Raw genomic sequence first — 19,403 nt, forward strand, 5'->3', positions numbered from 1 at the left:
AGGACACCTCAGCCCACCGACGACCCACCGACGGCCCATCCAGGCAAACTGCAGGTGACCAACGGCTAGCATCGAGGGCGTGTCCGCCGATCCGTCCACCGACCCTTCTGACGTCTCCTCCGACGTCACAGCGGGTCGGCGCGGTGCGACGGTGCGAGTGACACCGGCCGATCTGGCGGCCGCCGCCGGTTACACACCGAACGTCGAGAAGCACGTCGACACGGGAGTCGACACCGGGTCCGACGACCCCGGCGGACAGGGTCGCCGCGGTAGGCGTGGCCGCCGTCGTCGCGGTCGACGACCTGTCGTCGCCGAACCGGCCGCGCCCGTTGCGCCGGTCGAACGGCGCGATCCGCCCAAACCCGGTCCCAAACCGGGCCCCAAGCCTGGACCGATCGCCGGGCGTAAACCGCCCCAGCCGACACCCGTCGACGAACCCCGTCCGACCCACACCCGCGTCTCCCCACCCAAACCGTCCGATCTGGTCGCGGTGACCGCGAAGCTCACCAAGACCGGCCTCACTCATGCGGTCAACGCCGACAGCCCGTCCGGCGGCGGCAAGACCAAGAACCGGCGGCGCGCCGGCCGGCCTGAGCGTCCGACGGAGAAGCTGCGTACCGTCCGCGAGACCTCGGCGGGCGGATTGGTCATCTCCGATCTGGACCTGCCCGTCGAAGAACTGTCGGCGGCGCTGATCGGTCGCATGGACCGCCGCGGCCGGATGATGTGGTCGTTGCCGAAGGGGCACATCGAGACCGGGGAGACCGCCGAGCAGACCGCGATCCGCGAGGTCGCCGAAGAGACCGGCATCCAGGGCACGGTGGTGGCCCCGCTCGGCAAGATCGACTACTGGTTCGTCAGCGAGGGGCGCCGCATCCACAAGACCGTGCACCACTATCTCCTGCGCAGCGTCGGCGGCGAACTGTCGGACGAGGACTACGAGGTCAGCGAGGTGGCGTGGGTGCCGTTGCACGAGCTGCCCCGTCGCCTCACGTACTCTGACGAGCGGCGACTGGCCCGGATGGCCCGCGGCGTAATCGTCGATCTCGCCGCCGACCCCAACCGGTTGGCCCAGTCCGAGGCCGAGAGCATTCGCACCGAACCCAACGCCTATGAGAGAGCCGCAGCCGCACGCAATCAGCGTCGCAACGAACCGCCCGCACCGGCGCGGTCTCGGCGACGCCGGCGACGTTCCCGGCGCCCCTCGGCCGGCGATGCCTGAGGCCTCGATCCGTCGATTCGCCCTGCTGTGTGCCGCGCTGGTCTCGACGCTGCTCTTCGTCGCGCTGAGCGCAGCCCCGGCCCTCGCCGAGCCGTCGGCGACCCCCGCCACCGACACGATCCCGTCGACGTTCCTGCGTCTCGACATCGAGTCGATCACGCCGTCGCTGGTCACCAGCAGTGGCGGCGCGGTGGTGACGGTGACCGGTCAGGTGGCCAACGTCGGCGACCGCGACCTGCACGACCTCACCATCCGGCTCGAACGCGGCGACCAGGTGCCCGACGCGGCCGGTCTGCGCAGCAGCCTCGCGGTCACACCGACACCCGTGGCCGTGGCCACCCCCTTCCAACCGCTCACCGATGAACTCCCGGCTCGCGGCAGCCTGCGCTTCCAGGTCAGCGCCCCGATCTCCGGTGACAACGGCCTGAACATCGAGCAGGTCGGGGTGTACCCGCTGCAGATCAACGTCAACGGGTTACCCGACTACGGCAACCGGGCCAAACTCGCCGAGTCCCGCACTCTGCTGCCGGTGCTGTCGTTGCCACCCAACCGGGCGCGCGCCGCCGGCTACGTCGATCCCGCCGGCGACGACACGGTCACCGACACCCACCTCGGCCCGGACGGTTCGGTATCGGCGAATCTGTCGAGTCCCGCGCAGTTCACGCTGGTCTGGCCGCTCGCGGCGCCCCCGCAACTCACCCCCGGTGTGCTCGGCGCCCGTACCGAACCCGTCCGGCTGACCGGCGACCAACTCGCCGGATCCCTCGCTCCCGGCGGCCGGCTGCACACGCTGCTCGACGCCGCCCGATCGGTGGCCGGACAAACCGACGACACCGACTCCGATGCCTCCGGCTCATCGTCGACGACCACCGAGAGCGACACCACTGCCGGGGACGAGTCCGGCACATCCGAATCCGACGCCGCGCCGCGCCCGGCGTCCAAGCTGCAGCAGAGCATGTGCCTGGGCGTGGATCCCGACCTGTTGGTCACCGTGCGGGCGATGTCGCTGGGATATGTGGTGTCGACCGACCCGATGGATCCGAGTGGTCCGACCACGCCGGGCACCGGCACCCCGGCGGCGCTGCAGTGGCTGACCGAGTTGCAGGAGCTGGCGGGCCAGATGTGCGTGGTCGCGTTGCCGTTCGCGCAGGCCGATCTGACCTCGCTGGCCCGCATCGACACGATGGGGCTGACCGCCGCCGCACTCACCGGCCCCGCCGACATCGTGGACGCGATCCTCGGGGTGCGCAGCGTCCGCGGGCTCACCATTCCCGCGCTCGGGGCCGTCGATGCCACCGGCGCGGGAGTTCTGCGCTCGGCGTCGGTCGACGCCGCGGTGACGTCGGCGACCAGCGTGGCCACCGCACGCACTACCGCCGCCGGCCGCTATCGGGTCGGTGACCTGCACGTACAGACCGTCGACCAACCGGTCACCGCGGCCCTCGCCGGCATCGGCAGCGCACCCACGAATCCGGCGCTGACGCCTCGCGACCAACAGGTGTCCTACGACGGGGAGTCGGCGGTGGCCCGGCGGCAGGCGGCGATCGGCGCCCTCGCGTACCAGACCATCGATGCGCCCGAGCCCGCCGACGACGACGACACGACACCGCCGGCGCTGCCCACCACCGGCCGCAGCGCGTTCGTCATGCCGCCCACCTACTGGGCACCGAGCGCCGACGACACGAACGCCCTGTTCAGCACCGCCACCGTCCTGCTGGAGTCGGGGGCCGCGGCGCCCGCGCCCCTGCCGGACGTGATCGCCGACCTCGGTCGGGTGACCGCCGGTGCGCGCCTGGTCCCGCCGGACGGCGTCGAACCCCTGGGCACCCTCGGCATGGCCGTCGACCAGAACACCGCGACGACGATCCGCACGCACGTCGAGGAGAGCTGGCAGCTCCAGGCCTCCCTCATGCAGTCCGCGGATGTGGCCGCCACGCCGGAGCGCTACGTTGCGCCGCTGCGCGAGGACATGCTGCGTGCCATCCGCAGCCCCGACACCGCATCGCCCAACCTGCGGGCCGACCTCACCACCCAGCGGCAACAACGCATCGCGGCCGCGGACTCCACCCTGGCCCGGATGCTGGACTCGGTCACCATCCTCGACCCGGGCGGTCGCTACACCCTCGCGTCCGAACGCAGCCCACTGCTCCTGGTGGTGCGCAATGACCTCGCACTGCCGATCCGGGTACGGATGAACATCGACGCCCCACCCGAACTCGAGGTCGGCGATGTCGGTGTCATCGAGATCCCCGCGCGCGGCACCCGGCAGATCCAGTTGCCGACCCGCGCCGACACCTCGGAGTCGATGTCGGTGACCATCTCGCTCACCACCTCCAGCGGACTGGCCGTGGGATCGCCGATCCGGCTCTCGGTGAACGCCAACGCGTACGGCAAACCGCTGTTCTGGATCACTGTCGCCGCCGGCATCGCGCTGGTCGCGCTGACCGCCCGCCGACTGTGGCACCGGTTCCGCGGCGAGCCGGACCCGGCCGACGAGGACCGCCCGGATCCCGATGAGCACGATCGGTTGCTCGCCGCCCAGACCTATCAGCAACGCCGCCGGACCGTGCATGACACCGACTGGCACGAGCCCGGCGAGCACGACACCGACCCGAGCGACTCCCCACCCGACCACCCGGACCCCACCGAGCGAGACCCGTCATGAGCAACAAGACATCATCACCCCGCCTCGCCCGCGACTCGGACTCCAGCATCCTGCGGACCAGCGGTTCGATCGCGATCGCCACCCTGATGAGCCGGATCACCGGCTTCGTCCGGACCGTGCTGGTGCTGGCCATGCTCGGCCCGGCCATCGCGTCAGCGTTCCAGGCCGCCTACGTGCTGCCGAACATGATCGCCGAGGTCGTACTGGGCGCGGTGCTCACCGCCATCGTGATCCCCGTGCTGGTCCGGGCCGAGGCCGAAGACCCCGACGGCGGTCGCGGCTTCATGAACCGGATCTTCACGCTCGCCGTCGTGCTGCTCGGCGCGGCGACGCTCATCGCGCTCATCGCCGCTCCCCTGCTGACGTTCCTCAACGTCGGCGACGGCGACGTCAACCGCGACCTGACCACCGCGCTGGCCTACCTGCTGCTGCCGGAGATCCTGTTCTACGGCCTGTCCGCGCTGTTCATGGCGATTCTCAACGTCAAGGGCTACTTCAAGCCCGGTGCGTGGGCGCCGGTCCTCAACAACATCGTGCAGATCGCGACGCTGGTGCTGTACGCGTTGATGCCCGGCGAGATCACCCTCAACCCGGTTCGGATGAGCGACCCGCAACTCCTCGTCCTGGGCATCGGCACCACGCTGGGTGTGATCGTGCAGGTGGCGATCCTGCTGCCCTGGCTGCGGCGCGCGGACGTGCACCTGCGGCTGCAGTGGGGCATCGACCAGCGCCTGCGCCGCTTCGGCAACATGGCCATGGCGATCGTGCTCTACGTCGCGATCCTGCAGGTCGGGCTCATCATCACGTACCGGATCGCCGCGCACGCCGACGCTTCGGGCATCAGTGTGTACGCCACCCACTGGCAGCTGCTGCAGCTCCCCTACGGTGTCCTCGGCGTCACCATCCTGACCGCGATCATGCCGCGGTTGTCACGCAACGCGGCCGCCGACGATCATCGAGCCGTCGTCGACGATCTGTCGCTGGCCACCCGACTGACGATGGTCGCGTTGGTGCCGGTGGTCGCCTACATGACGTTCTTCGGCCCGGCCATCGGCGTCGCCATCTTCAACTTCGGCAAGTTCAACGCCGACACCGCGAGCCAGCTCGGTTCGGTTCTCGCCTGGGGTGCGTTCACCCTCATCCCCTACGCCATGACCTTGGTGCAGCTGCGGGTGTTCTACGCCCGCGAGGACGCCTGGACCCCGACCTTCATGGTGCTCGGCATCACCGCTGTCAAGGTCGTGTCGTCGTATCTGGGTCAGGCGCTGTTCAGCGACCCCGAGATGGTCGTGCGCTGGCTGGCCTTGTCCAACGGGCTCGGCTACCTCGTCGGCGCCGTCGTCGGGCACTATCTGCTGCGCCGGCGACTCGACGACGCCCACCTCAAAGACGTCACCCGCACCACGGTGGTGACGCTGGTCATCTCGGTGGTGATCGGTGCGGTGGTGTGGGTCGTCGCGAACCTGTCGGGCATGCACCGGTTGGCCACCGAGGCCGGCAAGCTCGGATCTCTCGTCTACCTTTTGCTGACCGCCGTTGTGATGCTCGGGGTGACCTACGCGGGACTCGCCGCGGCGAAGGTTCCCGACGTCGTCTCGATCGGCAATTCGGTACGCCGGATCCTGGGCCGATTCGTCCCTGCCTGGGCACCGCCTGAGAGTCCGGTAACGGATTCGACACCGTCGATCACGGTTCAGTTTCCGCGCGTCACTGCCGACGAATCGCTCCCGTACTCTGGTCAGGTACAGGTGCTCCGGCGGTTCGACCGGGGCACTTCGACGTGGCAGTCATATGCCGTCCACAGCGGTGGAGCCGCCGGTATCCCGGGCGGCGAGATGCGGGTGCACGAACCCCGTGACATGCGGTATCGCAGGAGAGGAGCGCGGCGCGTGAGTGACAGCGATATCGGGACCAGACAGGACTCCGAGATCCTTCACGACAAGTCCGTGGCCGGCGGTTCGATTTCCGTCGACGACGATCGGCACAACGCACCCGACCGGCTCGCCGATACCGAAAAGCCATCCGGCTCAGATAAATCCGACACCCCGACGGTTGCGCGGCCTCAGTCGTCGCGGCCACGCGGACCGCGCCTGGTGCCCGGCGCCGCGGTCGCCGGGGGTCGCTATCGACTGCTCGAACACCACGGCGGCACCCGCGGCCTGCAGTTCTGGCGGGCCCAGGACACCAACCTCGACCGTGAGGTCGCGCTGACCTTCGTCGACGCCGAGCAGAAGGCTCCGCTGCCCGAGCGCGGTGCACCCGCCAAGGTCACCGACACCGGTCCGCAGGCGGTGCTGTCGCGGACGCTGCGCCTCGGCCAGATCTCCTCGTCGGGTGTCGCCCGCGTCCTCGACGTGGTGCGCGGTTCCTCGGGCGGCATCGTCGTCTCCGAGTGGGTCCCCGGATCCTCGCTCGCCGACGTGGCCCGCTCGCAACCGTCGCCGATCGGCGCCGCCCGCGCAGTGCGTGCATTGGCCGCCGCCGCCGAGGCGACGCACCGGTCCGGCGGCGCATTGTCGATCGATCATCCCGATCGCATCCGCATCAGCACCGACGGCAATGCCGTTCTCGCCTTCCCCGGCACGCTGGCCGGAGACGACAAGTCCTCCGACGTCCGTGGGCTCGGCGCGGTGCTCTACGCACTGCTGTTGGCTCGGTGGCCGCTCGACGGCGCGACCGGCACCGAGTTGGTGACCACCAACGACACCACCGACCCCGTGGGTGGCCTGCCGATCGCCGAGCCCGGCGACAACGGCAACCCCGTCGAACCGCGGACCGCCCGGCCCGAAACACCGTTCGAGATCTCCGCGGTCGCGGCTCGTGCCCTCGACGGCTCCCGCGGGATCCGGACCGCCGCCACCGTGCAGCACGTCCTGGACCAGGCCACCGTGGTCGATCTGCCGACCGACATGCTGCCGGTCATCGACGGCGACACCCCGCCGATCGCCATGCAACCGACGGACCCGGCCGCAGTCACCGACCCCAAGGCCGGACGCCGGAACATCGCACTGCTGGTCGGTGCCGGGCTGTTGACGCTGTTCATCATCCTGGCCCTGGTCATCTGGGCGACCAACCTGTTCGGGTACACCGGCAAGTCCCAGGACATCGACGAAATCCTGACCACCACGTCGGCTCCCCCATCGCCGGGCGCGCAGGCTGCTCCGGCCACCGGTCCGATCGCGCTGCAGCGGGTCACCCTGCTCGACGTGTCCGGCCAACCGCCGGACAGCTCGGAGAACCTCGGCAACGTGATCACCGGCGCACCCCCGCCTTGGCGCACCGATGTCTATCGCGGGTCCCCCGACTTCGGTGGACTCAAGGACGGACTCGGCCTGATGTTCGATCTCGGCGGCGCCAAGTCGGTCAAGTCGGTGACGATCGCATCACCGACACCGGGATTCACCGTGTCGATTCGCGCCGCGCAGACCGCGACACCGACATTCGCCGACACGACCGAGGTGGCGTCCGGATCGGTGGGTTCGGCGTCGACGATCATCAACATCGACGACCCGCAGCCGGCACCATTCCTCATGGTGTGGCTGACCTCGTTGCCGCAGACACCGAACGGAACGTATCAGGCGCAGATCGGCCAGATCACCATGGCGGACTGACCACTTGGCCGAGCTGCCGGTGACACGAAACACCGTGGCGCGGTACGCCATCGGGTCGATCGGCACGGCGGGTTTCGCGACCCTGCCCGGGCTGGTGTTGATCTACTATCTCACCGACACCCTCGGTGTCGCCGCGGTCGTCGCCGGCCTGATCGTCGCCGCGGCCAAGATCTGGGACGTGGTGATCGATCCGGTGATCGGCGCTGCCAGTGATCGACGGGCGCTCCGTCTCGGATCGCGTCGCGGCATGATGCTGCTCGGGGCGCTCGCACTGCCGGTGTTCTTCATCGCCACCTTCGCGGTGCCCGGTGGTGTGGCGTCGCCGCTGGACGCCCTCTGGGTGACCGTCGCATTCCTCATCGCCGCAACCTCCTTCAGCCTCTTCCAGGTGCCCTACATCGCGCTGCCCGCCGAACTCACCGACGACTACGACCAACGCACCCGCCTGCTCACCGCCCGCGTCGTCGTGCTGACGATCGGGATTCTCGCGTTCGGGGCGGGCGGCCCGGCATTGCGGTCGATCGGCGAGTCCCCGCGGATGGGATATCTCGTCATGGCGGTGGTGGCGGCGCTGGTCATCGGGGTCAGCCTGTTGATCGCCTGTGGCTCGGCGCCGCGACGAGCACCACAACCCGCGCCGAGCAGTACCGAGTCGGCCACGGCCGCGTATCGTGCGGCGTGGGCGGTGCTCCGCCGGAGTCGACCGTTGCGGATGTTGCTCGGCGCCTTTCTGCTGCAGGGCGTGGCGACCGGTCTCATGCTGGCCGACGGCCAGTACATCGCCACCTGGATTCTGGGCGACGAGCCGGCGGTGTCGCTGCTCTTCGTCGCACTCATCGCACCGGCGCTGGTCTTCGCGCCGGTCTGGGGGAGAGTGGCCCGACGCATCGGCAAGGAGGCCGGATTCGGCGGCGCCACAGTGGTGTTCATCGTCGCGACGGCGACGCTGATACTGCTGCGATGGTCACCCGGGTGGTGGGTCTATCCGGTCATCGGGGTTGCGGGCGCCGCGTACGCCGGGATGCAGGCACTGCCGATGGCAATGCTGCCCGACGTGATCTCCGACGACGAACGACGCGAAGGTGTCGGCTCCGCCGGGGTGATCGGTGGAGTCTGGACGGCGGGGGAGACCACCGGTATGGCATTCGGGGCGGTCGCACTGACGGCACTGCTGGCGATCGGCGGATACGTGTCCTCCGACGACACCACCGCGGTCATCCAGCCCACACCGGCGCTGACCACGATGGTGCTCGGTTTCAGTGTGGTACCCGCCGCGCTTGCCGTGATGAGCCTGCTGCTCATCAGGCGATACCCGTTGCGGCGCAGTGACATCGACGACGTCGACGAAAGGAACAGTCCTCGTGGATGAGCAGGCGACCGATATCCTCGCCCAACTCGCGCGGTTGCGGGCCGACGACGCGCCGACCCACGGCGGTCGGGTGTTGTCCTATGTGTACGACTCCGGCCTCGCGGAACTCGACGAATTGGCCAGGGCCGCAGCAGCGTCCGTACAGTCGGTCAACGGACTCGATCCGACTGCGTTTCCATCGGTGGCCCGGATGGAGGCCGACGTCATCGATTTCGCTGTCGGCCTGACCCACGGTCACCGGCGCGATACCCCGGTGGCCGGCCTGGTCACCAGCGGTGGTACCGAGAGTTGTTTGCTGGCAGCCAAATCCGCGCGGGATCGATGGCACGCCCGCGGCGGAGAGGGAACTCCCGTCATCGTCGCACCGGTGACCGTGCACGCGGCATTCCACAAGGCAGCCCACTATTTCGGGCTCGAGTTGGATCTGATCCCGGTCGACGACGGGGGAGTGGTGGCGGTCGGTGACATCGTCACCCGGCTCACCCCGCAGACCGCGCTGGTCGTCGTCTCGGCTCCGTGTTACCCGTTCGCGGTGCTCGATCCGATCTCCGCCATCGCCGCCGCGGCCGCCGAGCGTGGGATCGCGTGCCACGTCGACGCCTGCATCGGTGGCTGGGTATTGCCGTTCTGGGAGGATGGCGAAAATCCTTTGCCGCCCTGGGACTTCCGCGTCGATGGCGTGAGCAGTATCTCGTTGGACGCCCATAAGTACGGCTATGCGCCGAAAGGTGCCTCGGTACTGCTGTTCGCCGATCCGGATGCCAAACGGGCAGCGGCCTTCGCCACCACGCAGTGGCCGGGCTACCCCGTGGTGAATCCGACGATGCTGGGTAGTCGGTCGGCGATGTCGCTGGCGGCGGCATGGGCCGTCATTGCCTATCTGGATCGCAACGGGTTCGGCGAGTTGACCGCTCGCTGCCGGCAGGCCACCCGAGTGCTGCAGGATTGCGTGGCGGGGATCGACGGTCTGCGCGTCGTCGGACGCCCCGTCGGGCCGCTCTTCGCCGTCACCGCCGACTCGGCTGTCCCCGAAGACCATCGCGTCGACCCGCACATCTGGGCCGATCGGGTGCGCGAACTCGGCTGGGTCCTACAACCCCAACCCGGATTGGGGCAGACATCCGGGGTCGTCCTGCCCCGCACCACTCATCTGACGGTGACCCCGGTGACCGCCGACGACCTCGACGACCTCACCGCCGCGTTGCGGTCGGCAGCCGACGACGTCCGCGGCACTCCGCCGGTGGATCTGACCGAATTGCTCTCGGCAATACCGGAACTCGCGGTCGACGATGTTCTCGACACCGCGGACGCGCAGCGGATCCTGGGCACCCTCGGACTCGACAGCGGAAGCGGGCCGGGGAGTGCACTGCCGGATCAGCTCGCGCCGGTGATGGCGCTGCTCGACGTGATCCCGCCGCGCCGCGCCGAGGCGCTGCTCACCGAGCTACTGGCGCGGTTGAACGAGCGCTGACTCCGCGGGGGTCGGCGTCCAACCGGGCGGTCGGAAGACGTATCCGAGTCGATCGCGAAAGGTGCTCGCGGCACGTATATCTCGCGCGAGGCTCCCGTACTCGTGCGTCTGCAGGTGCCAAATGTTGTAGGTATCAACGGGTTTGGTGAGTCCGTAGGTTGGTCGGTGGCGCTCGGCGCAGAAGGTGCCGAAGAGTCGATCCCAGATGATGAACGTGCCACCGTAATTGCGGTCCAGGTATTCTGCGTCGCTGGCGTGGTGGACCCTGTGGTGCGACGGCGTATTGAACACGAATTCGATTGGTGCCCAAAGTCGATCGATGTGTTCTGTGTGAATCCAGAACTGGTAGATCAGATTCAGGGAGTACGCGCCGAAGATCAATGCCGGGGGAACGCCGAGTAGCGGCAGCGGCAACCACACGATCATCGCCGCGCTGTTGTTCCACTTCTGCCGCAACGCCGTGGTGAAGTTGAAGTACTCGCTGGAGTGGTGTGCCTGATGCGTGGCCCACACCACTCGGACGCGGTGGGCCATTCGGTGCTCCCAGTAGAACAGGAAGTCCACAGCGACAAAGGCGATGACCCAGGAGTACCAGGCGCTCGCCGGCAACTGCCAGGGTGCCAGATACGTGAAGATGGCCGCGTAGGCGAGCAGTGCGAGTGCTTTCCACGCGGCACTGGTCGCGATCGAGACGATGCCCATCAGCAGGCTGGCCCGGGAGTCGCGGGCGTCGTAGCGGCCCCGGTCGAGTTTCCAGGCCGCCCACCATTCGAGAGCGACCATGAGCACGAAGAAGGGGATGGCGAGCACCGTCGGTTCGCGCATCGCCTCGGGGAGAGCGTCGAGCATCGTGATTCTCCTGCGGTCAGATCTGACACGTCTTCATGTCAGATTCACGATGTCTGACACGATAGCGTGTCAGATAGCATGTGTCCATGCCCCAGGGACGCCGCTACGGCGGTGCGGACGCCGAGGAGCGTCGGATGCGTCGCCGCGCGGACCTCGTCGCCGCCGGACTCGACCTGTTCGGCACCGACGGCTACCCGGCGGTTTCGGTGAAGCGGGTGTGCGATCACGCCGGACTGACCCAGCGCTACTTCTACGAATCGTTCGGCGATCGTGCCGCGCTGCTCGCCGCGGTCTACGCGGACTGTGTCGCCGTCGCGCGTGCGGCCACCGTGGCCGCGGCGACGGAGTGGGTCGGCGGACGCGAGGTCGCGGGCATCTCGTCCGACGACGCCTCGGCGGTGGCCCGCGCCACCCTCGGCACCTTCGTCCAGGTGCTGGTCGACGATCCCCGCCGCGCTCGGGTGATGCTGGTCGAGGTCGTCGGGGTGAACGAGGAACTCGAACAGATACGGTTGGCCGCCATTCATGATTGGGCCGAGTTGATCCTGACATTGGCCCTGGGGGAGCGGCCTCCCGATCGGCGACAGCGACTCACCGCGATCGGACTGGTCGGCGCCGTCACCCAGTTACTCGTCGATTGGTACACCACCACCACCGCCGATACGGCCGACCTGTTCGATCCCGACGCCATCGTCGACGTGAGCGTGGAATTGTTCGTCGCCGCCTACGGCAGGCTGCTCAGCTGAGGCCATCCACACCCACCCGACAATCCCCAGGTCTGTGGATAACACCGCTGATCACCGCACTTTTCGCAACGCGAATCGTCTAATCTCAGAACATGACTCGGGGGAGCGTCGACGTCCGCAGCGACGAGGACTTGCTGCGCGCCCATGTGCAGGGCGATCCCGACGCTTTCGCCACCCTGATCACCCGGCACCACACCTATCTCTGGTCGCTTGCCGTCCGCACCACCGACAATCACGACGATGCCGCCGATGCGCTCCAGGACGCCCTGCTCAACGCTCATCGAATGGCCGAGCGGTTCCGATCCGACGCGAAGGTCACCAGCTGGCTGCATCGCATCGTGGTCAACGCCTGTCTCGACCGCATCCGTCGGAACAAGTCACGGTTGACCGTTCCGATGCCCGAGCACGATGTGCCGTCGTTCGCCGATGACCACGACCAGATGGCCACCGTCGATCTGTCGGTGTCCATCGGCCGGGCTCTCGACACGCTGCCGCCCGACCAACGCGCAGCCGTCATCGCCGTCGATATCGAGGGCTACTCGGTGGCCGAGGCGGCCGAGCGTCTCGGGATACCTGTCGGGACGGTGAAGAGTCGCTGCTCGCGAGGCCGTGTTCGGCTCGCCGAGGCCCTGGGACATCTGCGGCATGGGTGAGCGGCAGGGGAGACTGTGAGACAGCGCATACCCGACACACCTTTGTCGGTTGAACGAATGTCATGGAACCGGATCGTGCGCCGATGCGTCCTATTGCCAGAGTGAATCTTCGACGACAGTCATATGTGAGAAGTGAGAGAGGAGCGCGATGATCCCGCCGGGAACTGGTCCAGACGCCGCGAACTCGGCGTCCGGCTTCCCGCAGCCTCCGTTCTCGGTCGAGGTGCTCGCCGATCTGCATGCAGACGCGTTGCCGCCGGATGTCGCGCAGCACATATGGGCCCACCTCGACGACGATCCGCACGCCCGTTCGGTGCTCGAGGCACTGGACCGGACCGTGGCGCAGGTCGCCGCCGCCCCGGTGCCGCCCCAACCGGTGCCACCATCGGTGACCGACCTGACCAACCGAACGCTGGCGCAGATCCGGGCCGAGGTCACCGCCACGACCGACAGCACGGTCGTCGGGCTCGAGTCCGGCCGGTCCACCCGCCGATATCGGGGGCGGTTCCTGGCGCTCGGTGCCGCGGCGGCCGCGGCAGTGGTGGCCGCGGTCCTCGTGATCTCGATCGGCATCCTGCGCACACCCGAACCAGCGACCCCGATCCAGGCACAGCCGTCCCCGATATCCACCCTCGACGGGTCCGAGCGTGCGACCGCGCTGTCGGTTCTCGGGCGGACCGACTTCGCTCCCTTCGGTAGCGAGGCGGCGCTGCGGCGGTGTACCAGGGCAAACCGGATCGCCGACGACACTCCGTTGCTCGGCTCGGGTCCGGTCACCCTCCGCGAAAAGCTCGCCGCAGTGATCCTGCTCGGCACCGGCCTCGCCGGCCGGTTCGATGCCTTGGTCGTCGGCCGCGACTGCACCACCGACAATCCGTCGACGATCGCCTTGACCCGGATCGGCGGCTGAACCGGCACCACCGGCCTACGGCCCGCCGCGATCGGGAACATCTACCTCTACCCTGATGTTGAGACTGCCGGAAATGCTCAACAGCACGGAGGACGGATGACCCAGCACGACAGCCAGCAGATTCACGATCTGATCATCATCGGATCCGGACCCGCAGGCTACACCGCGGCCGTCTACGCAGCTCGCGCCGAGCTCGCACCGCTGGTCTTCGAAGGCACCCAGTTCGGTGGCGCTCTGATGACCACGACCGAGGTCGAGAACTTTCCCGGCTTCCAGAACGGCATCCAGGGTCCCGCGCTGATGGATGAGATGCGCGAGCAGGCCATCCGCTTCGGGGCCGATCTGCGCATGGAGGACGTCGACACGGTCCGACTGACCGGTGACATCAAAGAGGTCGAGGTGGGCGGCGAGGTCTATCGCTCGCGCGCGGTCATCCTCGCGATGGGCGCCGCCGCCCGCTACTTGGGTGTGGAGAACGAGCAAACGCTTCTCGGCCGCGGCGTCTCCGCCTGCGCCACCTGTGATGGCTTCTTCTTCAAGGACCAGGACATCGCCGTGATCGGCGGCGGTGACTCCGCGATGGAGGAGGCGACCTTCCTCACCAAGTTCGCACGCAGCGTCTCCCTCATCCATCGCCGCGAGGAGTTCCGGGCATCGAAGATCATGCTCGAACGCGCTCGCGCGAACGACAAGATCCGCTTCGTCACCAACTCGGCGGTCACCGGAGTCATCGGCGACACCTCGGTCACCGGACTGCAGCTGACCGACACCGTCACCGGCGAGGCCAGCACGGTCGACGTGACCGGCATGTTCGTTGCGATCGGTCACGACCCGCGCAGCGAACTGGTCCGGGATCAGGTCGAACTCGACGACGAGGGCTACGTCCTGACCCAGGGTCGGACCACCTACACCTCGCTGCCCGGCGTCTTTGCCGCAGGCGACCTCGTCGATCACACCTATCGGCAGGCAATCACCGCAGCTGGCAGCGGCTGTTCGGCCGCCATCGACGCCGAGCGGTGGCTCGCCGACCAGGGCGCGATCGACCTGACCCCGCTCGAAGGCGATCTCGTCGTCGTCGACGCATCCGCCGGCGCCTGAGTCCACCGATCCACACCACGTCCACCCACACCAACGTCCACAAGGAGGACATCTGATGGGAGCAAACACCGTCGCCGTCACCGACGCCACGTTCAAGGATCAGGTTCTCGGCTCTGACAAGCCGGTTCTGGTCGACTTCTGGGCCACCTGGTGCGGACCGTGCCGCATGGTCGCCCCCGTGCTCGAGGAGATCGCCGGCGATCACGGCGACAAGCTGACCATCGCCAAGCTCGACGTCGACGAGAACCCGGAGACGGCTCGCGACTTCCAGGTCATGTCGATTCCGACGCTGATCCTGTTCGAGAACGGCAAGGCGACCAAGACCATCGTCGGTGCCAAGGGCAAGGCGGCTCTGCTGCGCGAACTCGACTCCGTGGTCGGCTCACCCGCCTGATTTTCACCCACGTCACCTGCGACGACCCGCCGGGTTGCGACACTCGGCGGGCGTCGTCATTTGGCCGTGTCGGCCGAACCTGAAAGAATGCGTGTGTTTGCGATGGTGCATCGGCACGCCTGATGCCGTTGCGCCACGAGTACGAGGAGTTGTCGATGCCGTTGTTCCGCCTGGGTGATAGCGGCTCAGCTGTCGCCGAAATACGGAACATCCTCGTGTCCCGAGGTCTGTTGGCAGCGGATTCCGCGACGGCGACCGGCATCGGCCACGGCAACGGCTGGACCGCGCCGGAGGCAGTCTTCGACGCCGAGTGCGACCATGCGGTCCGCGCATTTCAGCAGGAACGAGGCCTGATTGTCGACGGCATCGTCGGCACCGCGACCTACCGGGCGCTGCGCGAGTCGTCCTACCAACTCGGCACCCGCGTCCTGCTGTATCGGCTTTCGGCGACGATGGTCGGCGACGACGTCGCCACCCTGCAGGGTCGGCTACAGAACCTCGGCTATTACACCGAGATCGTCGACGGCATGTTCGGCGAATCGACCCACAACGCGGTCTGCCTTTACCAAAGTGAATACGGCCTGTCCGCCGACGGCATCTGCGGTCCGGCGACCCTTCGCTCCCTGGAACGACTTGGCACCCGTGTCACCGGCGGCTCACCCCACGCCATTCGTGAAGAAGAGCACGTGCGGCGATCCGGGCCACAGCTGACCGGCAAACGCATCCTCATCGATCCCGGTTCCGGTGGGCTCCACGAGTTCTCCACCGATGCGACCGCAGACCTCGAGTCGGCGATCCTGTGGGATCTGGGCGCACGCCTGGAAGGTCGGATGGCGGCCGCCGGCATGGAGACGTTCCTGTCGCATGACGGTCGCGGACGCCCCGATGATCACGAACGCGCCCGGGTGGCGAATCTCGCCGGCGCCGATTTGGTGATCTCCTTGCGGTGCGGGCATTACCCGAACGAACGCGCACACGGTGTCGCGGCGTTCTACTTCGGGAACTCTCACGGATCGTTCTCCACCATCGGCCGCAACCTCGCCGGTTTCATCCAGCGGGAGATCGTCGCGCGGACCGGGCTCACCGACTGCCGGACGCACGAACGTACGTGGGACATGTTGCGGCTCACCAGAATGCCGGTAGCTTTGCTCGACGTCGGATACATCACCAATCCCGCCGACCGCGCGGCGCTGAACGACCCGCAGGTCCGTGACATCATCGCCGAGGCCATCCTCGTGGCGGTCAAGCGCCTGTATCTGCTCGGCGAGAATGATCGTCCGACCGGTACCTACACGTTCGCGGAATTGCTTGCCGCCGAACGTCTTCCTTACTGATTACGTCGAGAACCCTTACGTCCCACCGGAACTGCCGCGGCTTCGCGTTCGCGTCCGGCGAGGTCGATCGCGGCCATCACGACCAGCTTCTCCAGGGCATGCTCGACCTCGTGCTTCCAGCCGAGTCCCTCGTCGAGTTCCAAGCGGAAGCGGGGGAAACGCGGGTGTGACGCCACGACGTCGAATCCGGAGTCCTTGAGGAAGTCGGCGTCGATGATGCACTCGAGACACAGGTCGTCCTGCGGATTGTCGCGCATGGAGCGGGTGATCTCGACGATCGCCTCGTCGGCCCAGAAGCCCATCTCATTCGACATCGATTCCAGCGCACCGAGTTCGGCGACCCCGGTCTGCTGTTCGCCAGGCGTCCGGACGATGCCGAACGCCTCGACGGCACGCACGCCGCGGCGCACCAGATCGGTGAGCACTCCATCGAGCAGGATCGGCGCCGCCTCGCCGAAACCGGGTTCGGTCCGAATGGAACTCACCAATACGGCGTCGGCACTGACCGGAGAGGTGGGGAACATCCGGGACCGCGGCACGCGGCCCGGGGGAGCGTAGACCGCGGATCCCACGACATTGCCCGTATTGCCGTCGATCGCCATCTGGCCGCACGTACCCCACTCGAGGAGCAGACCCGAAATCCACGCCTCTTTGTCGAACTCGCTCTCGAACGCACCGAGGTCGCCGAAGATCTCCGCGTCCACCGCCCTCGACATCGAGTTCGGTTCCACCTCCCAGAACACACAACGCCGTACATGGATGGGCAGTGACTCGAAGGATTCCAGATCGAGACGTGTGACGGCGAGATTCATCGGCGTGACTCCCGACCGCGAGTACCCGAAGACCCGAAAGTGTTGTCCGACAAGCGCTTCGGTTTATTCACTGAGTTCCTCGCTACTCAACTGTCACTGTGACGTTTCACCCGGGTGCCCTTACCCTGGGTCGATCACACCGACAATTCGTTCCAAGTCTTCCACCGAGCCGAACTCGACGACGATCTTGCCTTTCCGCTTCCCGAGGCTCACGGTCACCCGGGTGTCGAAGCGATCAGACAGCCGCTCGGCGACATCCTGCAACCCCGGCATCACCATCGGCTTGCGCTTGGCGGGGGACTGCGGCGTGAGATCCCCGTCGCCACGGTTCGCGAGGGTGACCGCCTCCTCGGTGGCACGCACCGACAGTCCCTCGGCCACGATCCGGGCAGCCAGTGTCTCCTGGGCATCGCTACCGGTCTCCAGCGACAGCAACGCTCGCGCGTGACCCGCCGACAGAACCCCGGCGGCGACGCGCCGTTGCACGGGAATCGGCAGTTTCAGCAGACGGATCATGTTGCTGATCAACGGCCGCGAGCGACCGAGCCGGTTCGCGAGTTCCTCGTGGGTGACCCCGAACTCTTCGAGGAGCTGCTGATAGGCCGCGGCCTCTTCGAGCGGATTCAGCTGCGCCCGGTGAATATTCTCCAGCAACGCATCGCGGAGCATGTCGCCGTCGGGGGTCTCGCGAACGATCGCCGGGATCGCCTCCAAGCCGGCTTCCTGGCTGGCACGCCAGCGCCGTTCGCCCATCACGATCTGATAGGCGACCCCTGCGTCGGTGACCGCGGCGAGGCGGCGTACGACGATCGGCTGCATGAGGCCGAACTCCTTGATGGAGTGCACCAGCTCGGCCATCGCCTCGTCGTCGAAGACGGTCCGCGGCTGCTGCGGGTTCGGCTGGATCTCCGCCGGCGGGATCTCCCGGTAGACCGCGCCCATCTCATCGACAGTGGGTGTCACGTTTGCGACGGTGTCCGACGACGGGGGAGTGATCGTGGCAGTCGCTGCGGTCCCGCCAGAACCATTCGCGCCGGCGCCGCTACCCTTGCCGATGATGACGTCGGCGGCGGCGTTCCCCAGGCGCGGTCCGCTCGGGGTGTCGCCGTCCGGAGGACCGGTAGGAATGAGCGCGGCCAGGCCACGGCCCAGACCCCCTCGACGCTGCGCGGAATCTCGCTGACTCACTGATGTCCTCTCGCTGTCGACCACACCATCATGAATCCTATCTGCCGCAACCGACGGTCACCGCTGCGCGACGGCACGCATCGCGAGTTCTCGGGATGCATCGAGGTAACTCATCGCTCCACGTGAACCCGGGTCGTATTCGATGATCGTCATCCCGTAACCGGGCGCCTCGGACACCTTCACGCTGCGCGGAATGATGGTCGTCAGCACCTTGTCACCGAAGTGGCGTCGCACCTCATCGGCAACTTGATCGGCCAACTTGGTGCGGCCGTCGTACATGGTGAGCACGATCGTCGACACGTGCAGGTCGGGATTCAGGTGCGCCTGGACCAACTCGATGTTGCGAAGTAGCTGACCCACTCCCTCGAGCGCGTAGTACTCGCACTGGATGGGGATCAAGACTTCCTTCGCCGCGACCATCGCGTTGACCGTGAGCAGACCGAGTGACGGTGGGCAGTCGATCAAGACGTAGTCGATACCGAGGTCGGTCAGGGTCTTCTGGTCGAGCGCGTTGCGGAGTCTGTTCTCGCGGGCAACGAGCGAGACGAGCTCGATCTCGGCACCGGCGAGGTCGAGGGTCGCGGGGACGCAATAGAGCGTTTCCTGGCTCGGCGACTTCTGAATCGCCTCAGCAAGTGTCACCTCGCCGAGCAGCACCTCGTACACCGACGCGAGATCGGGAGCGCGGTGATCGATACCCAGTGCCGTGCTTGCGTTGCCCTGCGGATCGAGATCGATCACCAAGACACCAAGCCCGTGAAGTGCGAGGCCGGCCGCCAGGTTCACCGTCGAGGTGGTTTTCCCCACGCCACCCTTCTGGTTGGCCACGGTCAGAATGCGCGTGGTCTCCGGCCGCGGCAGGCGACCCGCGCCACCCGGAGTGAGCACCTGGCTTGCTCGAGCAGCCGCGGCAGCGATCGGGGTGTCGTCGAACTCGGGACTCGCGGTGGATGTGGTGCCGGTGGGGGAGATACCGGTCATGGTTGTTTCACGTGAAACACTCGGGTCCTGATCGACCACGCTTGGACTCCTTCGCCCGACTTGATACTGGTCTTCGGTGAGCTGCCCGTCGACGCGGGGA

At 67.4% G+C, this 19,403-nt stretch carries 15 protein-coding genes; 11 read left to right on the top strand and 4 right to left on the bottom strand.

Annotation, left to right across the window (positions count from 1 at the left end):
- The first annotated feature begins 79 nt into the window (after nt 1-79).
- The 5 genes from AAFP30_RS04855 to AAFP30_RS04875 are packed head-to-tail and all read left to right on the top strand — an operon-like array spanning nt 80 to nt 10,338.
- Complete coding sequence (locus tag AAFP30_RS04855; protein WP_419228736.1) at nt 80-1,222, top strand: NUDIX hydrolase; 1,143 nt, start codon at nt 80-82, stop codon at nt 1,220-1,222.
- A complete protein-coding gene (locus AAFP30_RS04860) occupies nt 1,113-3,887 on the top strand; it encodes a DUF6049 family protein (RefSeq protein WP_419228737.1) in 2,775 nt (924 codons plus the stop codon). Before AAFP30_RS04855 ends, AAFP30_RS04860 begins: the two co-directional genes overlap by 110 nt.
- Entirely contained in the window at nt 3,884-7,498 is a 3,615-nt protein-coding gene (gene murJ, locus AAFP30_RS04865; protein WP_419228738.1) for a murein biosynthesis integral membrane protein MurJ, read from the top strand. The genes AAFP30_RS04860 and murJ overlap by 4 nt, the downstream gene beginning before the upstream one ends.
- A 19-nt stretch (nt 7,499-7,517) precedes the next feature.
- Nucleotides 7,518-8,867 (top strand): MFS transporter, encoded by a 1,350-nt coding sequence (locus AAFP30_RS04870; RefSeq protein ID WP_419228739.1) that lies wholly within the window; start codon nt 7,518-7,520, stop codon nt 8,865-8,867.
- Entirely contained in the window at nt 8,860-10,338 is a 1,479-nt protein-coding gene (locus tag AAFP30_RS04875; protein ID WP_419228740.1) for a pyridoxal phosphate-dependent decarboxylase family protein, read from the top strand. The genes AAFP30_RS04870 and AAFP30_RS04875 overlap by 8 nt, the downstream gene beginning before the upstream one ends.
- Here AAFP30_RS04875 and AAFP30_RS04880 read toward each other — a convergent pair.
- A complete protein-coding gene (locus AAFP30_RS04880; protein ID WP_419228741.1) occupies nt 10,312-11,187 on the bottom strand; it encodes a sterol desaturase family protein in 876 nt (291 codons plus the stop codon). The genes AAFP30_RS04875 and AAFP30_RS04880 overlap by 27 nt on opposite strands.
- A gap of 86 nt (nt 11,188-11,273) precedes the next feature.
- Here AAFP30_RS04880 and AAFP30_RS04885 point away from each other — a divergent pair, with 86 nt between their 5' ends.
- From AAFP30_RS04885 to AAFP30_RS04910, 6 genes are all read left to right on the top strand, one after another.
- Nucleotides 11,274-11,933 (top strand): TetR/AcrR family transcriptional regulator, encoded by a 660-nt coding sequence (locus tag AAFP30_RS04885; protein WP_419228742.1) that lies wholly within the window; start codon nt 11,274-11,276, stop codon nt 11,931-11,933.
- A gap of 92 nt (nt 11,934-12,025) precedes the next feature.
- Nucleotides 12,026-12,586 (top strand): RNA polymerase sigma factor SigM, encoded by a 561-nt coding sequence (gene sigM / locus AAFP30_RS04890; protein WP_419228743.1) that lies wholly within the window; start codon nt 12,026-12,028, stop codon nt 12,584-12,586.
- A 148-nt stretch (nt 12,587-12,734) separates the two neighbouring features.
- Nucleotides 12,735-13,496 (top strand): hypothetical protein, encoded by a 762-nt coding sequence (locus AAFP30_RS04895; RefSeq protein ID WP_419228744.1) that lies wholly within the window; start codon nt 12,735-12,737, stop codon nt 13,494-13,496.
- 96 nt (nt 13,497-13,592) lie between these two features.
- A complete protein-coding gene (gene trxB, locus AAFP30_RS04900) occupies nt 13,593-14,594 on the top strand; it encodes a thioredoxin-disulfide reductase (protein WP_419228745.1) in 1,002 nt (333 codons plus the stop codon).
- A 55-nt stretch (nt 14,595-14,649) separates the two neighbouring features.
- On the top strand, nt 14,650-14,988 hold the full coding sequence (gene trxA, locus AAFP30_RS04905; protein ID WP_419228746.1) for a thioredoxin: 339 nt from the start codon (nt 14,650-14,652) through the stop codon (nt 14,986-14,988).
- 155 nt (nt 14,989-15,143) lie between these two features.
- Entirely contained in the window at nt 15,144-16,322 is a 1,179-nt protein-coding gene (locus AAFP30_RS04910) for a peptidoglycan-binding protein (protein ID WP_419228747.1), read from the top strand.
- Here AAFP30_RS04910 and AAFP30_RS04915 read toward each other — a convergent pair.
- The 3 genes from AAFP30_RS04915 to AAFP30_RS04925 all read right to left on the bottom strand — a co-directional run bounded on the left by AAFP30_RS04915 (nt 16,316) and on the right by AAFP30_RS04925 (nt 19,342).
- The gene (locus AAFP30_RS04915) at nt 16,316-17,134 is read right to left on the bottom strand and encodes a hypothetical protein (RefSeq protein ID WP_419228748.1); all 819 of its coding nucleotides are present in this window, start codon (nt 17,132-17,134) and stop codon (nt 16,316-16,318) included. The two genes, AAFP30_RS04910 and AAFP30_RS04915, sit on opposite strands and share 7 nt — an antisense overlap.
- Nucleotides 17,135-17,254: 120 nt before the next feature.
- On the bottom strand, nt 17,255-18,322 hold the full coding sequence (locus AAFP30_RS04920) for a ParB/RepB/Spo0J family partition protein (protein ID WP_419228749.1): 1,068 nt from the start codon (nt 18,320-18,322) through the stop codon (nt 17,255-17,257).
- 57 nt (nt 18,323-18,379) lie between these two features.
- Nucleotides 18,380-19,342 (bottom strand): ParA family protein, encoded by a 963-nt coding sequence (locus AAFP30_RS04925; RefSeq protein WP_419228750.1) that lies wholly within the window; start codon nt 19,340-19,342, stop codon nt 18,380-18,382.
- Nucleotides 19,343-19,403 lie beyond the last annotated feature (61 nt).

The organism is Gordonia sp. CPCC 205515, from assembly GCF_048537925.1.
Classification (GTDB): Bacteria; Actinomycetota; Actinomycetes; order Mycobacteriales; family Mycobacteriaceae; genus Gordonia.